This window comes from Microbacterium sp. cf046 (genome assembly GCF_900114345.1).
Lineage (GTDB): Bacteria > Actinomycetota > Actinomycetes > Actinomycetales > Microbacteriaceae > Microbacterium.
Genome location: NZ_FOZJ01000003.1, coordinates 292,556 through 312,549, shown reverse-complemented (window position 1 = coordinate 312,549; position 19,994 = coordinate 292,556). Strand labels below are relative to the sequence as shown.

18 protein-coding genes are annotated in these 19,994 nt (G+C 70.4%); 11 read left to right on the top strand and 7 right to left on the bottom strand.

The genetic code is table 11. The features are described 5' to 3' along the window. Window positions 1–8 precede the first annotated feature (8 nt). Genes BM349_RS13960 through BM349_RS13940 form a run of 5 tightly spaced genes read right to left on the bottom strand, consistent with a single transcriptional unit; the run spans window position 9 to window position 5,475 of the window. Window positions 9–917, bottom strand: coding sequence for a family 43 glycosylhydrolase (locus BM349_RS13960; RefSeq protein ID WP_091707525.1), 909 nt, complete (start codon window positions 915–917; stop codon window positions 9–11). Between the two features lie 16 nt (window positions 918–933). Next, entirely contained in the window at window positions 934–1,647 is a 714-nt protein-coding gene (locus tag BM349_RS13955) for a cupin domain-containing protein (RefSeq protein ID WP_091707524.1), read from the bottom strand. After that, on the bottom strand, window positions 1,647–2,558 hold the full coding sequence (locus tag BM349_RS13950) for a DUF6807 domain-containing protein (protein WP_091707523.1): 912 nt from the start codon (window positions 2,556–2,558) through the stop codon (window positions 1,647–1,649). The genes BM349_RS13955 and BM349_RS13950 overlap by 1 nt, the downstream gene beginning before the upstream one ends. Beyond that, entirely contained in the window at window positions 2,555–3,670 is a 1,116-nt protein-coding gene (locus tag BM349_RS13945; RefSeq protein ID WP_091707522.1) for a Gfo/Idh/MocA family protein, read from the bottom strand. The genes BM349_RS13950 and BM349_RS13945 overlap by 4 nt, the downstream gene beginning before the upstream one ends. 23 nt (window positions 3,671–3,693) lie before the next feature. Further along, window positions 3,694–5,475 carry an ABC transporter ATP-binding protein gene (locus tag BM349_RS13940; protein ID WP_091707521.1) on the bottom strand — a complete coding sequence of 594 codons (1,782 nt, stop codon included), beginning with the start codon at window positions 5,473–5,475 and terminating at the stop codon, window positions 3,694–3,696. A gap of 132 nt (window positions 5,476–5,607) precedes the next feature. Between BM349_RS13940 and BM349_RS13935 the strand changes: the two genes are divergently transcribed. From BM349_RS13935 to BM349_RS13905, 7 genes are read left to right on the top strand one after another with little or no spacing between them, the layout of a single operon-like run. Further along, window positions 5,608–6,942, top strand: coding sequence for a Gfo/Idh/MocA family protein (locus tag BM349_RS13935; RefSeq protein WP_091707520.1), 1,335 nt, complete (start codon window positions 5,608–5,610; stop codon window positions 6,940–6,942). Further along, window positions 6,942–7,856, top strand: coding sequence for an NAD-dependent epimerase/dehydratase family protein (locus BM349_RS13930; RefSeq protein WP_091707519.1), 915 nt, complete (start codon window positions 6,942–6,944; stop codon window positions 7,854–7,856). Before BM349_RS13935 ends, BM349_RS13930 begins: the two co-directional genes overlap by 1 nt. Then, a complete protein-coding gene (locus tag BM349_RS13925) occupies window positions 7,853–8,752 on the top strand; it encodes a 5-dehydro-4-deoxyglucarate dehydratase (protein WP_091707518.1) in 900 nt (299 codons plus the stop codon). Before BM349_RS13930 ends, BM349_RS13925 begins: the two co-directional genes overlap by 4 nt. A gap of 26 nt (window positions 8,753–8,778) precedes the next feature. Further along, complete coding sequence (locus BM349_RS13920; protein ID WP_254773911.1) at window positions 8,779–9,855, top strand: mandelate racemase/muconate lactonizing enzyme family protein; 1,077 nt, start codon at window positions 8,779–8,781, stop codon at window positions 9,853–9,855. Further along, the gene (locus BM349_RS13915; RefSeq protein ID WP_091707517.1) at window positions 9,852–11,306 is read left to right on the top strand and encodes an aldehyde dehydrogenase (NADP(+)); all 1,455 of its coding nucleotides are present in this window, start codon (window positions 9,852–9,854) and stop codon (window positions 11,304–11,306) included. Before BM349_RS13920 ends, BM349_RS13915 begins: the two co-directional genes overlap by 4 nt. Further along, window positions 11,303–13,084, top strand: a complete 1,782-nt coding sequence (locus BM349_RS13910; protein ID WP_091707516.1) for a glycoside hydrolase family 35 protein — start codon at window positions 11,303–11,305, stop codon at window positions 13,082–13,084. The genes BM349_RS13915 and BM349_RS13910 overlap by 4 nt, the downstream gene beginning before the upstream one ends. Window positions 13,085–13,096: 12 nt before the next feature. Then, window positions 13,097–14,074: a serine hydrolase domain-containing protein gene (locus BM349_RS13905; RefSeq protein WP_091707515.1), complete on the top strand. Its 978-nt coding sequence runs from the start codon at window positions 13,097–13,099 to the stop codon at window positions 14,072–14,074. Window positions 14,075–14,166: 92 nt separating this feature from the next. Here the strand turns inward: BM349_RS13905 and BM349_RS13900 are convergent, their stop codons facing one another. Continuing rightward, window positions 14,167–15,132 (bottom strand): LacI family DNA-binding transcriptional regulator, encoded by a 966-nt coding sequence (locus BM349_RS13900; protein ID WP_091709323.1) that lies wholly within the window; start codon window positions 15,130–15,132, stop codon window positions 14,167–14,169. Window positions 15,133–15,269: 137 nt separating this feature from the next. On the opposite strand from BM349_RS13900, the gene galT reads away from it, so the two are divergent. From galT to BM349_RS13885, 3 genes are all read left to right on the top strand, one after another. Continuing rightward, window positions 15,270–16,439 (top strand): galactose-1-phosphate uridylyltransferase, encoded by a 1,170-nt coding sequence (gene galT, locus BM349_RS13895; protein ID WP_091707514.1) that lies wholly within the window; start codon window positions 15,270–15,272, stop codon window positions 16,437–16,439. 8 nt (window positions 16,440–16,447) lie between these two features. Continuing rightward, a complete protein-coding gene (gene galK / locus BM349_RS13890; protein WP_091709321.1) occupies window positions 16,448–17,626 on the top strand; it encodes a galactokinase in 1,179 nt (392 codons plus the stop codon). A 131-nt stretch (window positions 17,627–17,757) separates the two neighbouring features. After that, on the top strand, window positions 17,758–18,594 hold the full coding sequence (locus tag BM349_RS13885; RefSeq protein ID WP_091707513.1) for an alpha/beta fold hydrolase: 837 nt from the start codon (window positions 17,758–17,760) through the stop codon (window positions 18,592–18,594). Between the two features lie 135 nt (window positions 18,595–18,729). Here the strand turns inward: BM349_RS13885 and BM349_RS13880 are convergent, their stop codons facing one another. Continuing rightward, window positions 18,730–19,569 carry a tryptophan-rich sensory protein gene (locus BM349_RS13880; RefSeq protein WP_091707512.1) on the bottom strand — a complete coding sequence of 280 codons (840 nt, stop codon included), beginning with the start codon at window positions 19,567–19,569 and terminating at the stop codon, window positions 18,730–18,732. 80 nt (window positions 19,570–19,649) lie between these two features. Here BM349_RS13880 and BM349_RS13875 point away from each other — a divergent pair, with 80 nt between their 5' ends. Next, window positions 19,650–19,991 (top strand): DUF2834 domain-containing protein, encoded by a 342-nt coding sequence (locus tag BM349_RS13875; protein ID WP_091707511.1) that lies wholly within the window; start codon window positions 19,650–19,652, stop codon window positions 19,989–19,991. Window positions 19,992–19,994 lie beyond the last annotated feature (3 nt).

Genomic DNA, 19,994 nt, shown 5'->3' with positions numbered 1-19,994 from the left:
GTTCCTCGTCAGCCGCCGTCGGCGCTCAGCAATTCGTCGATGCTCCACCGCTCGCGCCACTCGAGTTCGGCTCGATCATCAGTGATGCGCAGCGGCAGTACGACGAGGGGTGATGACTCCAGGTCGTGCTCGGTCCAGCGGTCGCCGACGTATGCGAAGCCTGCTCCGACGGGCAGCACGACGCTCACCTGCGACTCGAACGTGTTCGTCCCAGGCGGTGCGAGGTCGCGCCAGGCCGACCATGGCCCGGCGAGCGCGGGGGCAACCGCGTACTTGTTGTCGTTCATGTTCCAGTACGTGAGATCGGACCCGAACAGGAAGTAGCGCGCCCCATGCTTCACGAGCGTCGGGGACTCGTAGCCCAGTTCGGGGCGATCCTGTTGGCGAAGTGTCGCAACGATGCTGTCGACCCCGAGGTAGTCGTCTCGCAGCCGGTAGATGTGCAGCCCGTTGTCGCGGTCTTCGGAGAGCAGGTAGCCGGCCTCGCCCTCCTGGAAGACGCCGATGTCGCGTGACTGATTGCCGAGCGGCAGCTCGCTGCGTACGAATTCGTACGGTCCGACCGGATCGTCTGCGATGGCGTAGCCGACTCGTGCGGTGGTGTAGTCGGCCGTATCGAGGTGGACGAGCATGACCCAGCGCCCGTCGGGATGCTGCAGAACCTTCGGGCGTTCGACGATGCGATCGGTCGCCAGCTCACCCGCGCCGGCGACGAGAGAATCACCCTCGTACCGCCACGTGGCGAGGTCGTCCGATGAGTAGCACGAGACCGCCGTGAAGCGATCCCCTGCGGCCTTGTCTTCGCCCCACGCGTACCAGCGGTCGCCGATGCGCTGCAGTCCGATTCCGTGCAATTGCGCGACGCGCCCCCGGTCGTCGATGAAGGCCTCGCCGGGGACGATGTCTTTCGCGTTCATGTTCCGCGCCCTCCGGTCAACACGGCCACTGCCAGGTGGTCAGGCGCCCGCACATGCCGAACGCCGGGTCACCGCCGACGGGCGTAGCGCGGTGGACGGAAGCTGCGCTCAGCGCACCGGGCAGGCCTTCGCTCAGTGCATTCAGCTGGCGGCGGGTGCGCTCGACCTCGGCCGCCACCGTCGCATCCCAGGTCGCGCGCCACTCCGCGACCCGCGGCTGCACGAGGCGCGCGGCACGTGCGTGCAGCGCGGCGAGCGCGCTCGGACCGCCCGAGGCGACGGCATCCCGAAGCTCGAGATAGCCCTCCATCGCGAGGTCGCGGCGCGCCTTGACCGCGGTCTCTCGTCCCGGGCCTGCCGGAAGAGCCGCCGCTGCGGCGTACGCCTCCGGATCATCGAGCACACGTGCAGGAAAGGTCAGCACGGCATCGCCGGCTTCGGGCAGCCCGGAATTCTGCATCACGACGATCAGCCGCAGGCCGCCGTCGTTCACGAGCCGGTGCACGGTCCCCGGCGAGAACCACACGACCTCGCCCGGCGAGAGCGCGTGCTCTGCGACCCCGTCCGCGCTCAGGGTGTGGACCGACCCCGATCCGGCGACGACGACATATCCTTCGCTCGACGCGGTGTGCAGGTGCGGAGACCCGCCGCACATTCCGTCGGCTGCCTCCCAGTCGTACACGGCGAGGTCCGACACGGCGACGCCGCCCGGAAACAGCGGGGTGGTCATCACCGCGCCCTCAGAACATCGCGCACGGCATCCGCGAGCTCGCCGGCGTCGTCGGCGTCGGCATCCGCGATCCCCACGCCATAGCGGAACACCACGACCTCTCCCGCCGCCACGACGAGCTCTTCGCTGAAGAACGGCGCGGGGTTCAGGCCGGCGAACTCCTCCGAGCGCGCGAACCACTGCGGCGGATGGTGCGGGTTCTGCGCATCGTCGACCATCACGATGAGCGACGACGCGTCTACCTCGTCGTGCTGCCCCGCGAATCCCATCCACTCGTGCCGCTGGCCGCGGACGTCACTGCCTGTCCCGGTGCCGTCGGTGGTCACAAGGGTTCCGCCGGTGAACGAGCGCGGGCCCCTCCAGAAGAGTCCGCCGTAGCCTGCGTTCTCGCGGCCCTTCGTGGTCGGCGAGCCGAATGCGATCTCGGATGCCGAGACGTTCGTCATCGCCGTCTCGAACGTCAGCACCCAGCTGTCGCCGTCGAGGACGCGCGCGCCGATCGTGCGGCGCTCGGTGAACAGGCGCGCCCCCGCCTGGGTGATCCACTCGAGGTCGTGGACGAACCGCGCGGAACCGTGGGCGTCGACGCCGGAAGCCTCCACCCGCAGGTGGACCTGCGCGCCGTCGTTGGGCAGCTGGACGTACCCCTGGTCGCGCACGTAGGTCGGTCCGCCCCAGAAGTTCTCGTCGCCGACCACAGGCAGCGACCACACGATGCCCTTGTGCCACACGTGGTCGTGTGGCCGGAAGAGGCTCACGAGGTGGCCCGAGCGCGTGCGGATCGGATGCAGGTACGGCTTCGGCGATTCGAGCTGCACGGTGTCGGGCACGTAGGTGTAGCGGAACAGTTCGACGTCGTCGTCGTGCACGGCGAAAGCGGTGGGGTCGTCAGAGCTCATCGAAAGGGTCATAGCACCTCCTTGAGGGGCGGCCAGGGGACGGCTCCGCCGTCCATGCTCGTCAGGAACGGGTCCGGGTCGACGATATCGCCGGCGCTCACCGGCACACCGCGGAAGGCGGACGCGTAGGTGGCGGCGGCGAACTCGAGGGTGCGGCGGGCTTCTTCGGCCCCGACTGCGGGTTCGGTTCCCGCGGCGAGGGCGTCGATGATGGCTGAGATCTGCAGCCGGTGACTGCTCACCTCGTCGGATGCGTCGGCCGCCCACTCGGCGGAAAGGTGCTCGTGGCCCTTGGCCGGCGTGAAGGCCCAGTCGGCGTCGGAGTAGCCATAGAGGTGTTCGACCTCGACGGTCGCGCGCTCGAAGTCGAAGCGCAGGCGGGACGATTCGCGCGGGGAGACGAGCGAGTTGACGACGGTCGCCAGCGCGCCGCTCTCGAACTCGACGACGGCCATCGACACGTCTTCGGTGTCGGTGGGCAGCGCCTGCCGCGCAGCGAAGGCCGAAAGGCGCCGCCACGGGCCGAGCACGGCGAGCAGCAGATCGAACTGATGGATGCCGTGACCCATCGTCGGTCCGCCGCCTTCGACCTCCCATCGCCCTCGCCACGGCACGTCGAAATACTCCGCGGGCCGGTACCAGAGCGTCTCGCATGTGGCGACGAGGGACCGGCCGAGAACGCCGTCGCGGAGCAGACGGATGAGCCGCTGGGCGCCGTGGCCGAAGCGATGCTGGAAGACGGTGAGAGCCGGCACGCCGGTCTCGCGCGACACCGCCACGAGTCTGTCCATCTCGGTGAGGCTGAGCGCGGTGGGCTTCTCGACGAGCACGGGAACTCCGGCGCGTAGAGACTCGATGGCCAGGGGCACATGCGTCTGCGGCGGTGTGCAGATGTGCACGAGATCGATCTGCTCCGCAGCGAGCAGGAGGCTCAGGCTCGGGTGGACGGCGGCCGCCGGCGCAAAGCCGTCGGCGAATGCACGAGCTCGCTCGATGTCGACGTCGGCTACCGCGGCGAGCTCGATGCGCGGCGCGAGATCAGCGATGGCCTGCGCATGCGCATGCGCAATGCCTCCGGTTCCGACGATCGCCGCTCTGAGCGGCCGAGGTGCGGCATCCGTCATCTGATTCTCCTGAGGATCGAAAGTCATCGCCCGGCGAGACCCGCCTGGGTGAGGTGGAGGTGGGCATACCGTCCATCGCGTTCGAGCAGAGCGTCATGGCTGCCCTGCTCCACGATGCGTCCGCGCTCGAGGACGACGATGCGGTCGGCCTGGCGGATCGTGGAGAGCCGGTGCGCGACGACGAGGGTCGTGCGGCCGCGCATGAGGCGGCCGAGAGCCTCCTTCACGAGCTCCTCCGATTCCGGGTCGAGCGCGGAGGTCGCCTCATCGAGCAGCAGGATCCGCGGATCGCGGACGAGCGCGCGGGCGATCGCAAGCCTCTGGCGCTGACCGCCGGACAGACGTGCCCCGCGCTCCCCCACCACGGTGTCCCAGCCCTGCGGCTGGTCCTGCACGAAATCGAGCGCGTTCGCATCGCGCAGCGCCTGGATGATGCGGGCGTCGTCGGCCTGCGGCATCCCGTACGCGATGTTCTCGCGGATCGTGCCCTCGAACAGCACCGATTCCTGCGGCACCACCGAGACGAACCGGCGGGCGGTGCGCATGTCGAGCTGCTGCATGTCGACGCCGTCGAGAAGGATGTGCCCGGCGGTGGGCCGTACGAACCCGAGCACGAGGTTCAGCAGGGTCGACTTGCCCGAGCCGGATGAGCCCACCAGCGCGACGGTCTCGCCGGCGGTGATGTCGAGGTCGATCTCGTGCAGTGCGTCGGCATCGGCGCCCGGATAGCGGTGCGAGGCATGCGCGAGACGGATGCCGCCGCTCACGCGATCGACGACGCGCTTGCCCGCGTTGAGCTCGAGGTCGGGCTCCTGCATGACCTCCGCGATCGAGCGGACGGATTCGAGCCCGCGCGCCCCGACTGGAATGAGCATGAGCAGCTGGGTGAGACCGCCGGTCAGCAGCGTGAAGTAGGTCGCCAGCAGCACGACCTCGCCGGGCGTGATCGGAAGGATGCCGGTCAGCGAGAAGATCGCCGCCAGGCCGAGGCATCCGACGGCCAGCAGCTGCATGGCCACCCACGAGATCGATGCCACGTGGCCGTTCAGCATGTCGAGGTGCAGCCCCGCGCGGCGCACTCCTTCCGCCCCGTGACCGACGCGGGTGACCGCGGTCTCTTCGAGACCGTGGGCTCGCGTCACCGGAATGAGCGAGGCCATCTCACCGACGCGAGCCGAGAGCGTCTCGACCTCGCGGCGGAAGTCCTCGTTGCGGGCCTTCGAGCGGTTGCGCATGCCGTACCGGATGCCGATCGCAATCGGCACCGCGAGCGCATAGACCGGCAGGAACGCGGGAACGGCGATCGCCGTCATCGCCAGGGCGCCGATCATGACCATGGTCGCCGACAGCAGCGGATGAGTGACCTGCTGAAGCATCAGCTCGACGTTCTCGACGTCGCGCACGACCTTGGTCTGCACGATCGAGGAGCTCACCCGCGTGTGGTAGCCGATCGACAGGCTCTGCAGCCGGGCCGCAAGGGCGTTGCGCAGGTCGGCACCGGTGTCGCGCACGACAGTCATGAAGCTGCGTGTGTACAGGATGTGGTTCGGGTAGTTCTGCAGCAGGAGCACGACCGCGAGCGCGAGCCACCACAGCACGGCCGTCACTTCTCCCCCGTCGGCGACGATGTCGATGATCGCCGCGGTGATGACCGGGAGGAACCACAGCGGGATCTCCTTCATAGCGAAGGCGAACAGCGCGAGCGACATCCGCCCTGGGCGGCGCGCGAGCAAGCGCAGCACCGACCGCGTCGGATGGGCGCCGTCGATGAGCTCGCCGGTTCGGGAAAGCGCTTTCTTGGCCACGGCTCCATGGTAGTCACACCTTGCGGCCGTTCACCAGCGAATCCGATCTCGCATCATTCCCCTCACGAGAGGGCCTGTGCTACCGTGGGCGCGAGAGGCGGGAAAACGCTTCCCCGATTCGAGGAGTCCCGAATGAGCAGGCGTCGTTATGCCGTCGTCGGAGCCGGCAGCCGTTCGCAGATGTACGTCGATGCCATCGCAGGCGCGTACGCCGACCACGCTGAGCTCGTCGCGATCTGCGAGCCGAACCCCGTCCGCGCCGCGCTCGCAGTGCAGCGCGCGGTCGGGGCCGGCATCGTCGCGCCTTCGACGTGGCACCCCGACCGGCTCGACGAGCTCATCGCGACCGAGAAGATCGACCGGGTCGTCATCACGGCCCGCGACGACCAGCACGCGCCCCTGATCATCCGCGCACTCGAGGCGGGCGCAGACGTGGTCGTCGAGAAGCCCCTCACGATCGACGCCGACAGCGCGGCCGCGATCGAAGACGCCGTCGAGCGCACCGGCGGCGACGTGCTGCTCACGTTCAACTACCGGTACTCGCCTCGCAACAGCACGCTGCGCCAGGTCATCCAGGACGGCGTCATCGGCGAGGTCACCTCGATCGACTTCCAGTGGATGCTCGACACCAAGCACGGCGCCGACTACTTCCGCCGCTGGCATCGCGAGAAGAAGAACTCGGGCGGACTGCTCGTGCACAAGGCCAGCCACCACTTCGATCTCGTGAACTGGTGGATCCATTCCACTCCGCGGCGCGTCTTCGCCTCGGGAGGGCTGCGCTTCTACGGTGCCGACAATGCCGCCATGCGCGGACTCGGCGATCGACCCGCCCGTGGCACCCGTGACGGTGCACACGACGGGTTCGACCTCGACCTGCGCGATCACCCGAACCTGAAGGCGCTCTACCTCGACGCCGAAGGCCACGACGGGTACGTGCGCGACCGGGATGTGTTCGGCGAGGGCATCACGATCGAGGACAACCTCGCGCTCGTGGTCGACTACGCGAACGGGGCGACGCTCAGCTACTCGCTCAATGCGCACGCACCGTGGGAGGGCTACCGCGTCGCAGTGAACGGAACGCTCGGCCGCGTCGAACTCGACGTCGTCGAGCGCGGCGCGGTGGTCGAAGCCGAAGGCCTCACTCCGGCGCTCGACCCGAGCGCGGTCGATGCCGGCACTTCAGTGTCGCTGCGCCCCGAATCCGAGCGTCTGCTGCTGCAGCGCCACTGGGAGGCGCCCGTCGAGATCGCCATCCTCGGCGGCGATGGCGGCCACGGCGGTGGTGACGCAATCCTGCTGTCCGACGTCTTCATCGGTCCCGGCGAGGACCCGCTCGCCCGCCCGGCGAACTGGCGCGACGGCGTGCAGTCGATCGCCGTCGGAATCGCGGGCAACCGATCGCTGTCGACCGGCATGCCCGTCGAAGTCGCCGATCTCGGCATCCGCCTGCTCGCCCAGCGCGTCTGATGAGCCGCATCGTCGTCACGGGCGGCGCCGGCCGGCTGGGGCGCAGCCTGGTCGCGGGTCTCGCCGAGCGCGGGCACGAGGTGGTTTCCTTCGACCGGGCTCCAGCGGAGAACCTGCAGGTCGCGCACGTCTCGCTGGATCTGACGGATGCCGCGGCTACGGCACACGCCCTCACCGATGCGCAGGCCGACGCGGTGATCCACCTCGCCGCGATCGCCGTGCCGTTCAGCGCGCCGGAGGACGTCATCCTGCGCACGAACGCCGCGCTGGCGATGTCGGTGCTCGGCGGCGCGGTGCAGGCCGGCATCCCCAAGATCGTCGCCGCGTCGAGCCCGACCGTGATCGGATACGGAGCGCCGACCGGCTGGACGCCCGACCGACTGCCCCTCGACGAGGTGTCGCCCACGCTCCCCTGGAACGCCTACGCCCTGTCGAAGCTGCTGATCGAGCAGTCCATCGCGATGCTGCAGCGCCAGACCGGCGACGCCGTGCGCTTCGCCGCCTTCCGGCCCTGCTACGTGATCGCTCCCGAGGAGTGGGGTGGCGCACCGACCCAGCAGGGTCACACGGTGCGCGAGCGGCTCGACGACCCCGCGCTTTCCGCGCCGGCCCTGTTCAACTACGTCGACGCCCGCGATGTCGCCACCTTCGCCGACACGCTGCTCGCCGCCCTCGGCGACATCCCGAGCGGCGAGGTCTTCTTCGTCGGCGCCGACGATGCCCTCGCCCGCGAGCCACTCGCGGACCTGCTCCCCCGGTTCCACCCGGGCACCGCAGCCGCCGCAGCAGAGCTCACCGGCACGACGCCCGCCTTCTCGAACGCCAAGGCGCGAGCGCTGCTCGGCTGGACCCCCGCACACGACTGGCGCACCGAGCTGGCCGCCGCTGACGACCGATCGGACGTGCACGCATGAACTTCGATGGCATCCTCTTCTTCCCGGTGACCCCGTTCGACTCATCCGACCGGGTCGACACCGATCTTCTCTCCACCCACATCGCGCGCACCCTGGAGCATGCCCCAGGCGCGGTGTTCCCCGCGTGCGGCACCGGCGAGTACCACGCCCTGTCGGCGACCGAGGCGGCCACGGTCGTCCAGGTCGCCGTCGACACCGTCGCCGGCTCGGTGCCGGTGATCGCCGGGGCGGGCGGGCAGCTCGGTCACGCGACCGAGGTCGCACGAGCGGCCGCCGACGCCGGCGCAGACGGACTGCTCGTGCTGCCGCCGTACCTCGTGGGAGGCACACAGGCGGGACTCATCGCGTACGTCGAGGCGATCGCCGCGGCATCCGATCTTCCCGTCGCGATCTACCACCGCGGGACCGCGCAGTACACGGTCGACTCCGTGGTTCGACTCTCGCAGAACCCGAAGGTCGTCGGCTTCAAGGACGGGGTCGGAGACATCGGCACCGCCCAGCTCATCGTCCGCGCGGTCGCCGCCACCGGACGCACAGACTTCGTGTTCTTCAACGGCCTGCTCACCGCCGAGCTCACCCAGGGCGCATACCGGGGCATCGGCATCCCGCTGTATTCGTCCGCGGCTTTCGCGATGGCTCCCGAGATCGCGAACGCGTACTACCGCGCCTACGTCGACGGCGACGAGGACCGGCGACTGGCTCTGCTCGACGGATTCTATGCGCCGCTCGTCGCACTGCGCGATGAGACCCCCGGCTTCGGGGTCTCGCTCATCAAGGCCGGCCTGCGCCGCAGCGGCCTCGCCGTCGGCGGCGTGCGCGCGCCGCTCGTCGACCCCACGCCCGCGCAGGAGGAGCGCCTCGCCGCGATCCTCGGAGCGGGCCGCGCGCTGCTGTGACTGCGTTGATCCCGAGCGCGCGGGGGGTGACGGTCGCGGAGTTCGACGCGCGTCTGCTGCGGGTGCCCCTCGCCCGGGCCTGGGCGGGGGATGTCACGTCGGTCGGTGTGATCGCGACCCACGTCGTGCGCTCGGACGGCGTCGAGGGCTGGGGCTTCTCATGGACCCCGCAGATCGGCGCCCAGGCGGTACACGAGCTGCTGGTGCACGACATCGCTCCAGCCGCTCTGGGGCGGGATGCCGACCCCGAGACTCTGTGGGACCCGCTGTGGCGGCACCTCCACGAGGCGGGCGGCGGAGGGCTGACGACGATCGCGCTCGCCGGCCTCGATCTCGCGCTGTGGGATGCCGAGGCCCGGCGCCGCGGGATATCGGCGGTGGATCTGCTCGGTCGCGCGCGCGCCTCGGTGCGCGCCTACGGCAGCGGGGTCAACCTCCACTACTCGCTCGACGAGCTGCTGGCCCAGGTCGGTCGCTGGATAGACGCGGGCTTCGACGCGGTCAAGATCAAGGTCGGAAAACCCGACCTTGCCGAAGACGTCGACCGCGTCGCGGCGGTGCGAGAGCTGCTCGGACCCGACTGCGACTTGATGATCGACGCCAACCAGCGGTGGGATCTCGATCGCGCGACGCGGTCGGTCCGGGCTCTTGGGGCGTTCGCCCCGGCGTGGATCGAAGAGCCCCTGCGCGCGGATGACCTCGCCTCCCACGCCGAACTCGCGCGGCGGATCGACGTACCGATCGCGGTCGGCGAGAACCTGCATACCGCGTTCCGATTCGACGAGTACCTGCGTGCCGGAGCCGCGCAGATCGTACAGCCGAACATCGTCCGGGTCGGGGGCATCACTCCGTTCCGGCGCATCGCCGCGCTCGCCGCCGAGCACGGCGTGCCTCTGCATCCGCATCTTCTTCCCGAGCTCTCTGGCCAGCTCGCGCTCACGCTCACGAACGGCGAGCCTATGGTGGAGGACGTCGAGGACGCCGGCTTCGGCGCGCTCGGTGCTCTCATCGACCCGAGCCCGGTGGCGATCGCCGACGGATGCCTCACGGACCTCCCCCACCTCGGCCTCGGACTCCGCTTCGCCCGAAAGGACCTCTCGTGACCACCACCTCGGAAGAACTCGAGGCCATCGTCGCGTCGGCCGCTGCTGCGGCCCCGATCTGGGCCGGCTCGAGCGCTGCCGACCGGGCCGCCTGGTTGCGCGCGGCGGCTGATGCGCTCGATGCCGCCGCCGATGAACTCGTGCCGATCGCCGACCGCGAGACCCGTCTGGGTGAAACCCGCCTCCGCGGCGAGGTCGGTCGCACGTCGGGTCAGCTGCGCCTGTTCGCCGCGGTCGTCGAAGAGGGCTCGTACCTCGAGCTCACCGTGGACGACGCGGATGCCACCGCCACTCCGCCGCGTCCGGAGCTGAGGCGCCTGCTCGTGCCGGTCGGGCCGGTCGCGGTCTTCTCGGCCTCGAACTTCCCCTTCGCATTCTCGGTCGCCGGCGGAGACACGGCCTCGGCGCTGGCTGCGGGCAGCCCTGTGATCGTGAAGGCCCACTCGGGGCATCCGGAGCTGTCACGGCGGACGGCCGCGATCGTGGCGGCGGCACTCGAGGCCGCCGGGGCGCCTGCCGGATCGCTCGGCCTCGTCGAGGGCAGGGAAGCCGGGAACGCGCTGGTGCAGCATCCGGTGATCCAGGCCGCCGGATTCACCGGCTCGCTCTCCGGTGGGCGCGCTCTGTACGACCTTGCCACCAGGCGCCCCGACCCGATCCCGTTTTACGGCGAGCTGGGCAGCGTGAACCCCGTCGTGATCACGGCTGCGGCCGCCGGCTCTCGCGGCGAGGAGCTCGCCCAGGGTCTCGTCGGCTCGTTCACGCTGGGTGTCGGGCAGTTCTGCACCAAGCCCGGCGTCGTGTTCGTCCCGGCGGGTGCAGGTTTCGAGTCGCTGGTCGGGGCTCTCGTGCCCGACACGACCGGTGGGGCACTGCTCACCGACCGCATCACCGCCGCCTTCCCGTCGGGCATCGACGCGCTGGCCGCAGACCCCTCGGTCGAGGTGCTCGCGCGGGGCACCGTGGCCGGCGACGGCGCCCAGCCGATCGTGCTGACGACGGATGCCGCGGCCGTTGCTGAGCGACCCGAGGTGCTGCTCGAGGAGTGCTTCGGACCCGTCAGTCTGCTCGTGCGGTACTCCTCGCCGGAGGAGCTGCACGCGGCGCTGCGCACCGTGCCGGGAAGCCTCAGCGCGACCCTGCACTCCGACCCGGGCGACGATGTCGCCGAGACCCTGGCCCTGCTGGAGGCGCGAGCCGGGCGGGTGCTCTTCGCGGGCTGGCCGACCGGCGTGGCCGTGACGTGGTCGCAGCAGCATGGCGGTCCGTGGCCTGCGACGACCTCGCTGCACACCTCGGTCGGCGCGTCGGCGATCCGCCGGTTCCTCCGGCCGGTCGCGTACCAGTCCGCCCCGCAGGCCCTCCTTCCGGCAGTGCTTCGCGACGACGCACTCGCGACCCTTCCGCACCGCCGCAACGGTGTGCTGCAGGCACCCGTGAGGACGCGATGACCCGCCCCTCCCGTTTTCAGATCGGCGATGCCGACTTCCTGCTCGACGGCGAGCCGCATCGCATCATCTCGGGGGCGATCCACTACCCGCGAGTGCATCCTGACCAGTGGCGCGACCGCATCCGCAAGGCCCGACTGATGGGCCTGAACGCGATCGAGACGTATGTGCACTGGAATGCGCATGAACCGGTGCGCGGGCAGTGGTCGCAGACCGGTGGCGTCGACCTCGGCCGGTTTCTCGACCTGATCGCCGAGGAGGGCCTGCACGCCATCGTGCGGCCCGGTCCGTATGTGTGCGCCGAGTGGCACAACGGGGGTCTGCCCACCTGGCTCACCGCAGACCCGGCGATGAAGCTCCGCAGCTCGGACCCGCGCTACCTCTCGGCCGTCAGCGACTACCTCGCACGCGTCAACGAGATCCTCGTGCCTCGGCAGATCGACCAGGGCGGCTCGGTCATCCTGGTGCAGATCGAGAACGAGTACGGCGCGTACGGCTCCGACAAGGCCTACCTCGCGGAGCTCATCCGGCTGACGCGGGATGCAGGCATCACGGTGCCGCTCACCCAGGTCGACCAGCCCATCGCGCAGATGCTCGAGAACGGGTCGCACGTGGGACTGCACATGACGGGCTCGTTCGGCTCCCGCATCCATGAGCGTCTCGCGACCCTGCGCGAGCACCAGCGCACCGGGCCACTGATGTGCATGGAGTTCTGGTGCGGCTGGTTCGACCACTGGGGCGAGACGCACCACACCACGAACTTCGCCGACAGCGCCGCCGACCTCGACGCGCTGCTGGCCGCCGGCGCGTCGGTCAACATCTACATGGTGCACGGCGGCACCAACTTCGCCCTCACCGCCGGCGCGAACGACTCCGGTCGCTACCTGCCGATGGTCACCTCGTACGACTACGACTCGCCGATCAGCGAGTCCGGCGACCTCACCGACAAGTTCCACGCATTCCGCGATGTGATCTCCAGGCATGCTCCAGTGCCTGACGAGCCACTGCCCGAGCCGGTCGACGCACCCGTGTTCGAGGTCGCACTCGAAGGCGTCGATGACCCTCTGCACCTGGTCGCGACCGACCGCGGCACCTTTGCCGCGCCGCCGACGATGGACGAACTCGGCGCCGATGTCGTGCTCGTCCAGTACGCGGCATCCCTCCACGGCACTCCCGCAACCGACCGCGCAACCGTGCTGGAGTTCGACGAGGTGCGCGACCACGCGTGGGTGCAGGTGGACGAGCGGCCCGCCGGCACGCTACAGCGCACCCTCCGAGAGCGTGGCTGGACCATCCCCGCCGGCAGCGAGGTGCGCCTTCTCGTCGAAGAGACCGGCCGCGTCAACTACGACACGAAGATCGGCGAGCCCAAGGGGCTCATCGGCCCAGCGCGTGTCGACGGTGCCCCGATCCCGGGGCCGTGGCATGTGCGGTCGTTCGATGTCGCCGCCCTCGGGCAGGCGGTGGCGGATGCGCCGGCCTCGGCCACCGCAGTCGTCGACAGTCGCGCCACCGGACCGGTCGGCCTGCGGGGCACGTTCTCGCTCGATGCTCAGGCTGATCTGTTCCTCGACACCCGCGGCTGGGGCAAGGGCTACGCCTGGATCAACGGATTCTTCCTCGGGCGCTACTGGCGCCGCGGTCCGCAGCGCACGCTGTTCGTCCCCGCACCGGTCACCCGCGCCGGCGACAACCTCGTCACCATCGTCGAACTCGAGGCGGTGACCGACGCCACTGCGCGCTTCCTCGCACGCCCCGATCTCGGACACACGAGTGAGTAGGCGGGTGGAGTGATGTCCCAGCAGTTCTCGCACGCCTTCGACTGGGCCGAGCGCCAGGTCACCGAGGGGGTCCTCCCGACGGCGGTGCTGGGCATCGCAACCGCAGAGGGCACGGTCGCCCTCGACGCGTTCGGCGCGAGCCCGGGGCGCACCGCGCGCGTCGATGACCACTACCGCCTGTTCTCGGTCACCAAGCCGCTCGTCGGGCTCACCGCTGCGCGGGCGATCGAGCGCGGGCTGCTCACCGCCGAGACCCCGCTGACCGATGCGCTGCCCGCATTCGGCGCGAACCGCGATGACGTGGTCCGGCTGCGCCACCTCGCGAGTCACACCTCGGGCATCTCCGAGCCCCTGATGGACAGCTCGACGCCGCTGCGCGAGGAGCTTCTGGCGGTCGGTCGGGACTTCCGCGCGGGCACCGTGTCGCGCTACTCGACGATCGCGTACGAGGGCATCGCGGCTCTGGTGGCGCACGCGACGGGCCGGGAGTGGGATGCCGAACTCGCGGCATGGGCGACGCCGCTGGGCGCTGGCGGCCTCACGATCGACGAGGCCGCCGACCCGCATCCGGTGATCGGCGCAGCCGAAGAAGGACTCGACGTCGAGAGGTTCGCCCGCAAGCGCAATCCGGGAGCGGGCCTGATCGGACGCGCCCAGGATCTGCTCGCCATCGGGTCCGCACTCCTCCGTGCCGGTGAAGGAATCGTGCGTCCCGCGACGCTCGCGATGACCCTGCGACCGCTGACCGGTGACATCCCCCGCCTCGACCCCTACCCCGCCGAGCGCGGCCAGGACTGGGGCTTCACCTGGAATCTGCCCACCCGCGCGCCCGGACTGATCGACCGCGACGCCTATGGACACGGCGGATGGGCCGGCGCGGAGTACTGGATCCATCCGTCGGCCGGCATCGCCTACGTGCTTCTCGCGAACGCGTCTCTGCCCGCCCTCGACACCGACCGGCTCGACAATGCGATCATCGGTGCCGTCTGACCGCTGCAACGGTCGTTGAGTGCATGCGCCATGCGCGGGTTCGGGAGGGATGCCGCTGTGCGACCCTCCGCATCGCGCGTCTCTTCGAACGCTCAGTCAGGAGTCGAGCTCTCCCGCACCACCAGCCGTGTCGGCACCAGCTCGGTCCGGGGCGCACCGCCGTCGATCGCTCCGATCAGCGCCTCCACCGCGCGCTCGCCGAGGTCGTCGAAGTCCTGGCGGACGGTCGTGAGTGGCGGCAGATAGTCGGCCGCATCCGCGATGTCGTCGAAGCCGACCACGGCGACCTCCGCGGGCACCGGTCGCCCCGCCTCCGCGAGCGCGCGAAGCAGACCGAGCGCCATCTGATCGTTCGCCGCGAACACCGCTGAGACGTCCGGACGCTCAGCGAGGGCCACTCCTTCGGCGTGACCGGATGCCGCCGTCCAATCCCCGCGGACGACGGGAGGTGCGACGAGCCCCGCTCCCTCCAGAGCGCCGCGCCATCCGCGCTCACGTTCGGCGGCCGCGTACGAGTCCTCAGGTCCGCCGAGATGCCACACCGTCGCGTGTCCGAGATCGATCAGGTGCTCGGTCGCCGCTCGCGCCCCCGCCTCGTGGTCGGACTGCACGACGCCGAACCGCTCGTCCGGCGGCGAATCGACGACGACCAGTGCGAGACCGGTCGGCGCATCCGCCCTCCGTGCGGCGGCCGTCGCCTCGTTCAGCACGATCGCGCCGTCGACGCCCTGGTCGCGCAGGTGCTCGAACGCGCCGGCCAGCGCGTCGGCCTCGGCTGCGGTGACCACGGTGAGGGCATAGCCGCGATGGGATGCGGCATCCGCGACCGCCTGCAGCATGCGCGAGTTCCCCACCGATGCGAGTGTCGACACCACCAGGCCGATGGTGTGCGTGCGGCCGGTGCGCAGAGCCCGCGCCGCACGGTGCGGACGGTAGCCCAGCTGCGCCATGGCCCTCTCGACACGCTCACGGGTCGCCGGATCGACCCGCGGGCTGTCGTTGACCACGCGCGACACCGTCTGGCCCGAGACTCCCGCAAGGGATGCGACGTCGCGCATCGACACCCGGCGCGTGCGATCGGCATCCGTCATGAGCTCCCCTTCCGACCGGGCTTCAGAGGCGGCTCGGCGAAACTCCACCGATCCGCACCATGTTGACGTTACCATGCCTCTCCTGTTACCGTGTTGACGTGAACATGCAGGAGTTTCGAGCAGAGCCTCTCGGTGCCGGCGTCGTCAAGCGAAGGTCCCGCCTCGCCGACGGGCGGGAGCTGATGTACTTCGACGACCCGGACACGACGCTGGGCCACGAGCGCAGCATCGACACCCGCGCACTCGATGCCAGGGCGGAGACGGCGACCATGCGCCGCGACGTGCTCACCGGCGACTGGATCTCGGTCGCCGCCGCCCGGCAGAACCGCGCCTTCCTGCCCCCGGCGGAGCTCGATCCTCTGGCGCCGCAGACGCCGACCAACCCGTCGGAGATCCCCTCCCGCTACGACGTCGCGGTCTTCGAGAACCGCTCCCCCTCCTTCGGCCCCGCGCTGGCACGGGCCACCGACGACGCACCCGCGGCCGTCGACCCGCCGCTCGGCCTGGACGACCTCGAGACGCCCGGCCTCGGACGCACCCGCACCTCGGTCGGCCGCTGCGAGGTCGTGTGCTTCAGCCCGGAGCATGAGGGGTCCTTCGGCACGCTCACCCCGACTCGCGCCCGCACCGTGATCGAGGCCTGGGCCGACCGATCCGCGGCGCTGTCCGAGCTCCCCGGCATCGAGCAGGTGTTCCCGTTCGAGAACCGCGGCGAGGCGATCGGCGTGACGCTCGCCCACCCGCACGGCCAGATCTACGCGTACCCGTACATCCCGCCGCGCACGCGACGGCTGCTCGAAGCCGCCGAGCGGGAGGGGCCCGACCTGTTCGCGCGGATCCTCGCGTTCGAGCAGGACTCCGAGCGAGTGCTCCTGCGCGGCGAGCACTGGACCGCGTTCGTGCCGTTCGCCGCACGCTGGCCGCTCGAGGTGCACCTGATGCCGCACCGGCACGTCACCGACATCGCAGGGACGACCGATGCCGAGCGCGATGAGCTGGCGCCCCTCTACCTCCGGCTCCTTCGCGGCGTGGATGCGCTCTACGACTCCCCCACCCCGTACATCGCGGCGTGGCACCAGGCGCCGGTGCACGTCGGCCGGGAGGCGGTCCGGCTCCGGCTCGAGCTCACCTCGCCTCGGCGCGCGGCTGACAAGCTGAAGTACCTCGCCGGCTCCGAGGCCGCGATGGGCGCGTGGATCGGCGATGTGCCGCCCGAGTCCGCTGCGGCGCGGCTCCGCGCGGCGATCGAGTCCGTGCCGGAGGTGAAGCTGTGACCGGGGTCGTGGGCAGTGCGACCGCCGCGCGTGCCCTGCTGACCGAGGTCGCCGGGATCGAACCCGTCGGCACCTGGTCGGCACCGGGACGCGTGAACCTGATCGGCGAGCACACCGACTACAACGACGGCTTCGTGCTCCCGTTCGCGATCCAGCAGCGCACCCACGTCGCGCTCGGCACGCGTGCCGATGGCCGGATCCGTGTCGTCTCGACCTTCGATGGGGATGCCGTCGAGGTCGACCTGGCCGCGCTCGATGAGCTGTTCCCGGCGAACCGCGGCGAGGTGCCCGAGTGGGCCGCCTACCCGCTGGGCGTGGCATGGGCGCTCCTGCGGAGGACCGGGAGGTCGGCGGTGAGCGTGACGGGTGTCGACCTCGCCATCGCATCCGACGTGCCGATCGGGGCGGGGCTCTCCTCCTCTGCGGCGATCGAAGGAGCGGTCGCGACCACGCTCAACGACGCGTGGGGCCTCGGTCTGGACCGTGTCGCCCTTGCGCAGGTCGGCCGCACCGCGGAGAACGAGGCGGTCGGCGCTCCCACCGGCATCATGGACCAGATGGCGTCGATGCTCGGGCGCGCCGATGCCGCGATCTTCCTCGACTGCCGCTCGCTCGCGGCATCCGTCGTCGATCTCGGGTTCGCCGATGCCGGGCTCCAGCTGGTCGTGATCGACACCGGAGTGAAGCACTCGCACGCGACCGGAGGCTACGGCGAGCGCCGCGCGGCGTGCGAGCGCGGGGCCGAGATCATGGGAGTCCGCGCCCTGCGGGACGTGTCGGTCGACGATCTCGCCCGGGCCGCCGAGCTCATGGACGACGTGACCTTCCGGCGCGTCCGCCACATCGTCACCGAGAACCAGCGCGTCCTCGACACGGTCGCGGTGCTGCGCGATCACGGCCCCAGGGCGATCGGCGCGCTCCTGCTCGCCTCGCACGCCTCGATGCGGGACGACTTCGAGATCTCGGTCCCCGAGCTCGACACCGCCGTCGAGGCCGCGATGAGCGCCGGCGCGATCGGCGCCCGCATGACCGGCGGTGGCTTCGGCGGCGCCGCCATCGCGCTCGTCGAGCACGACCGGGTGCAGACGGTGATGGATGCCGCGGCATCCGCCTTCGCGGCATCCGGGTTCGCGGCCCCCACGATGTTCACGGTCGTCCCGTCCGTCGGAGCGGGTCGGGATGCGTGAACCCGGAGTCACCCCGGACCGCGCCGTAACGGTCCGACTCTTCGGCCGCAACCCCCTGGCGGGCATGGCCGGCGCGCGCCTAGCGTCGAAGAGTGCCGGGCATCCGACGCCTCGGCCGGAGGGAGTGACCGTTGGCCTACATCACCGTCGGCATCGAGAACTCGGCCGACATCAAGCTCTTCTACACCGACCAGGGTTCGGGCCAGGCGGTCGTGCTGATCCACGGATTTCCGCTGAACGCTGAGTCCTGGGGCAAGCAGCAGGCCGCACTCCTGGAGGCCGGCTATCGCGTGATCGCATACGACCGGCGCGGGTTCGGCGCATCGAGCAAGACGTACGGCGGATCGGACTACGACACGTTCACCGACGACCTCGGCGCCCTGATGCACACACTCGACCTCGAGAAGGTGGTGCTCGTCGGCTTCTCGATGGGAACGGGCGAGGTCGCTCGATACTTCACCAAGTACGGAAGCGAGCGGGTCGCGAAGGCTGTCTTCCTCGCCTCGATCGTGCCGAATCTCCTGAAGGCAGACGACAACCCGACCGGCGCCGCCCCACAGGAGTTCTTCGACGGCGTCGCCGGTGCTGTGGCCGATGACCGATACGCGTTCCTCACCGGATTCTTCAAGGATTTCTACAACCTCGACGTGAACCTGGGTTCGCGCATCTCCCAGGAGGCGCTCGACGCGAGCGTCGAGACGGCCAACCATGCCGGCAACGCGGCCATCGCCGCCGCACCGCTCACCTGGCCGACCGACTTCCGCGCGGACATCGACAAGATCGACGTGCCCATGCTCATCGTCCACGGTACCGCCGACAACATCGTTCCGATCGATTCGACCGGGCGGGCGCTGGCCGAGCGGCTTCCCGGCGCCACCTACGTCGAGATCGAGGGAGCACCGCACGGACTGCTGTGGACCCACGGCGACGAGGTGAACGAGGCGCTGCTCGCCTTCCTCCGCACCTGACGGCGCCCGCCCGCGAGACCGCATCGGCCCCTCCGTCGAGACCGCATCGGCGCGCCGAGACTGCGGTCGAGCCCCGCAGTCTCGGCCTCCGGATGCCGTCTCGCGGGGAGGCGGGAGCCCGCGGGAGGGGGAGGGTCAGTCGTGCTCGGGCTGCAGCGCGCGCAGGCCGGCGACCGCGACGGGCACCACCAGGACGAGCACGGCCACCACGATCGCAGTGACTCCGATCGCCTGATTCGCCGGCTCGCCCGAGAGCCGCCCGACGGCGAGCCACGACAGGCCCCACGCCAGCGCGAGGCCGGGCGCGACCCGCCAGCCGCTCGCCCACGCGATCCCGAGCCCGATGACGGCGACGACGCAGAGCACCGCAACGCCCCACGCGGATGCGGCATCCGCCCATGAATCCGGCACGACGCCGGTGAGCCAGGCGGCGATGTTGGCGACGGCCGCCAGGGTGACCCAGCCGAGGTGAAGCCCGGTCACGCCGTCGATCAGCAGCGCGTCGGCCCATCCGGCACGCGGTGTGCGGGTCACCACCGAGATCCGGAACGTGACGCAGAGCGCGATCAGCAGCAGCACGATCACGATGACCGTCCACTCGATCGTGAGCAGCTGAGCCGCCACGAGCCACAGTCCGTTGAGCACGATCGTGAGGGCTACCCACCAGCCGATCGCGCGCTGCCGGTCCGACGCGCGCTGTCCTGGCAGCGCCTGCCAGACGGCATACGCGATCAGCCCGAGGTAGATCACCGACCAGATGCTGAACGCGGGGCCCGCCGGGGCGAGGAAGGACCCCTCCGCCGAGAGCGCCCCGCCCTGCGAGTTCTCCACCTCGGTGCCCCCGAGGCCGCCCACGCCGACCAGCACGGCCACGAGCGTGAACCCGAGCGAGGAGATCACCGTGATCTGACGCGCGAGATCGAGGCCGGTGGATGCTGATGCGTCGGTCCGTCGATGGCGCAGGGTGTCGGTCATGCCGCCACGCTACGTCGCGCGACCGCGGCGGCGAAGGGGTTGACAGCCCCGCCGCGTGCGGCGGATGGCATCATGGCGCCATGACCCGCGACTGGACTCCCCTGGCCTTCGTCTACCTGCTGCTGGCAGTGGCCGGACTCATCGGCACATGGTGGTTCAACGTGTTCGCGATCGTGCAGACGGCCGACTTCATCGGCGATCTGGTCACCAGCGGCCCGGCGGTGTCGTCGATCACGGTGGATCTGCTCGTCGCCGCGACAGCCGGAAGCGTCTTCATGATCGTCGAGGCGCGGCGCCTGCGCATGCGGTTCGGCTGGCTCTACGTGGCCGGCGCCGCGCTGACCGCCTTCGCGTTCACGTTCCCGCTGTTCCTGGCGATGCGCCAGCGCCGCATGACGCGAATCGCCCGCGCGACCTCGTGAGGG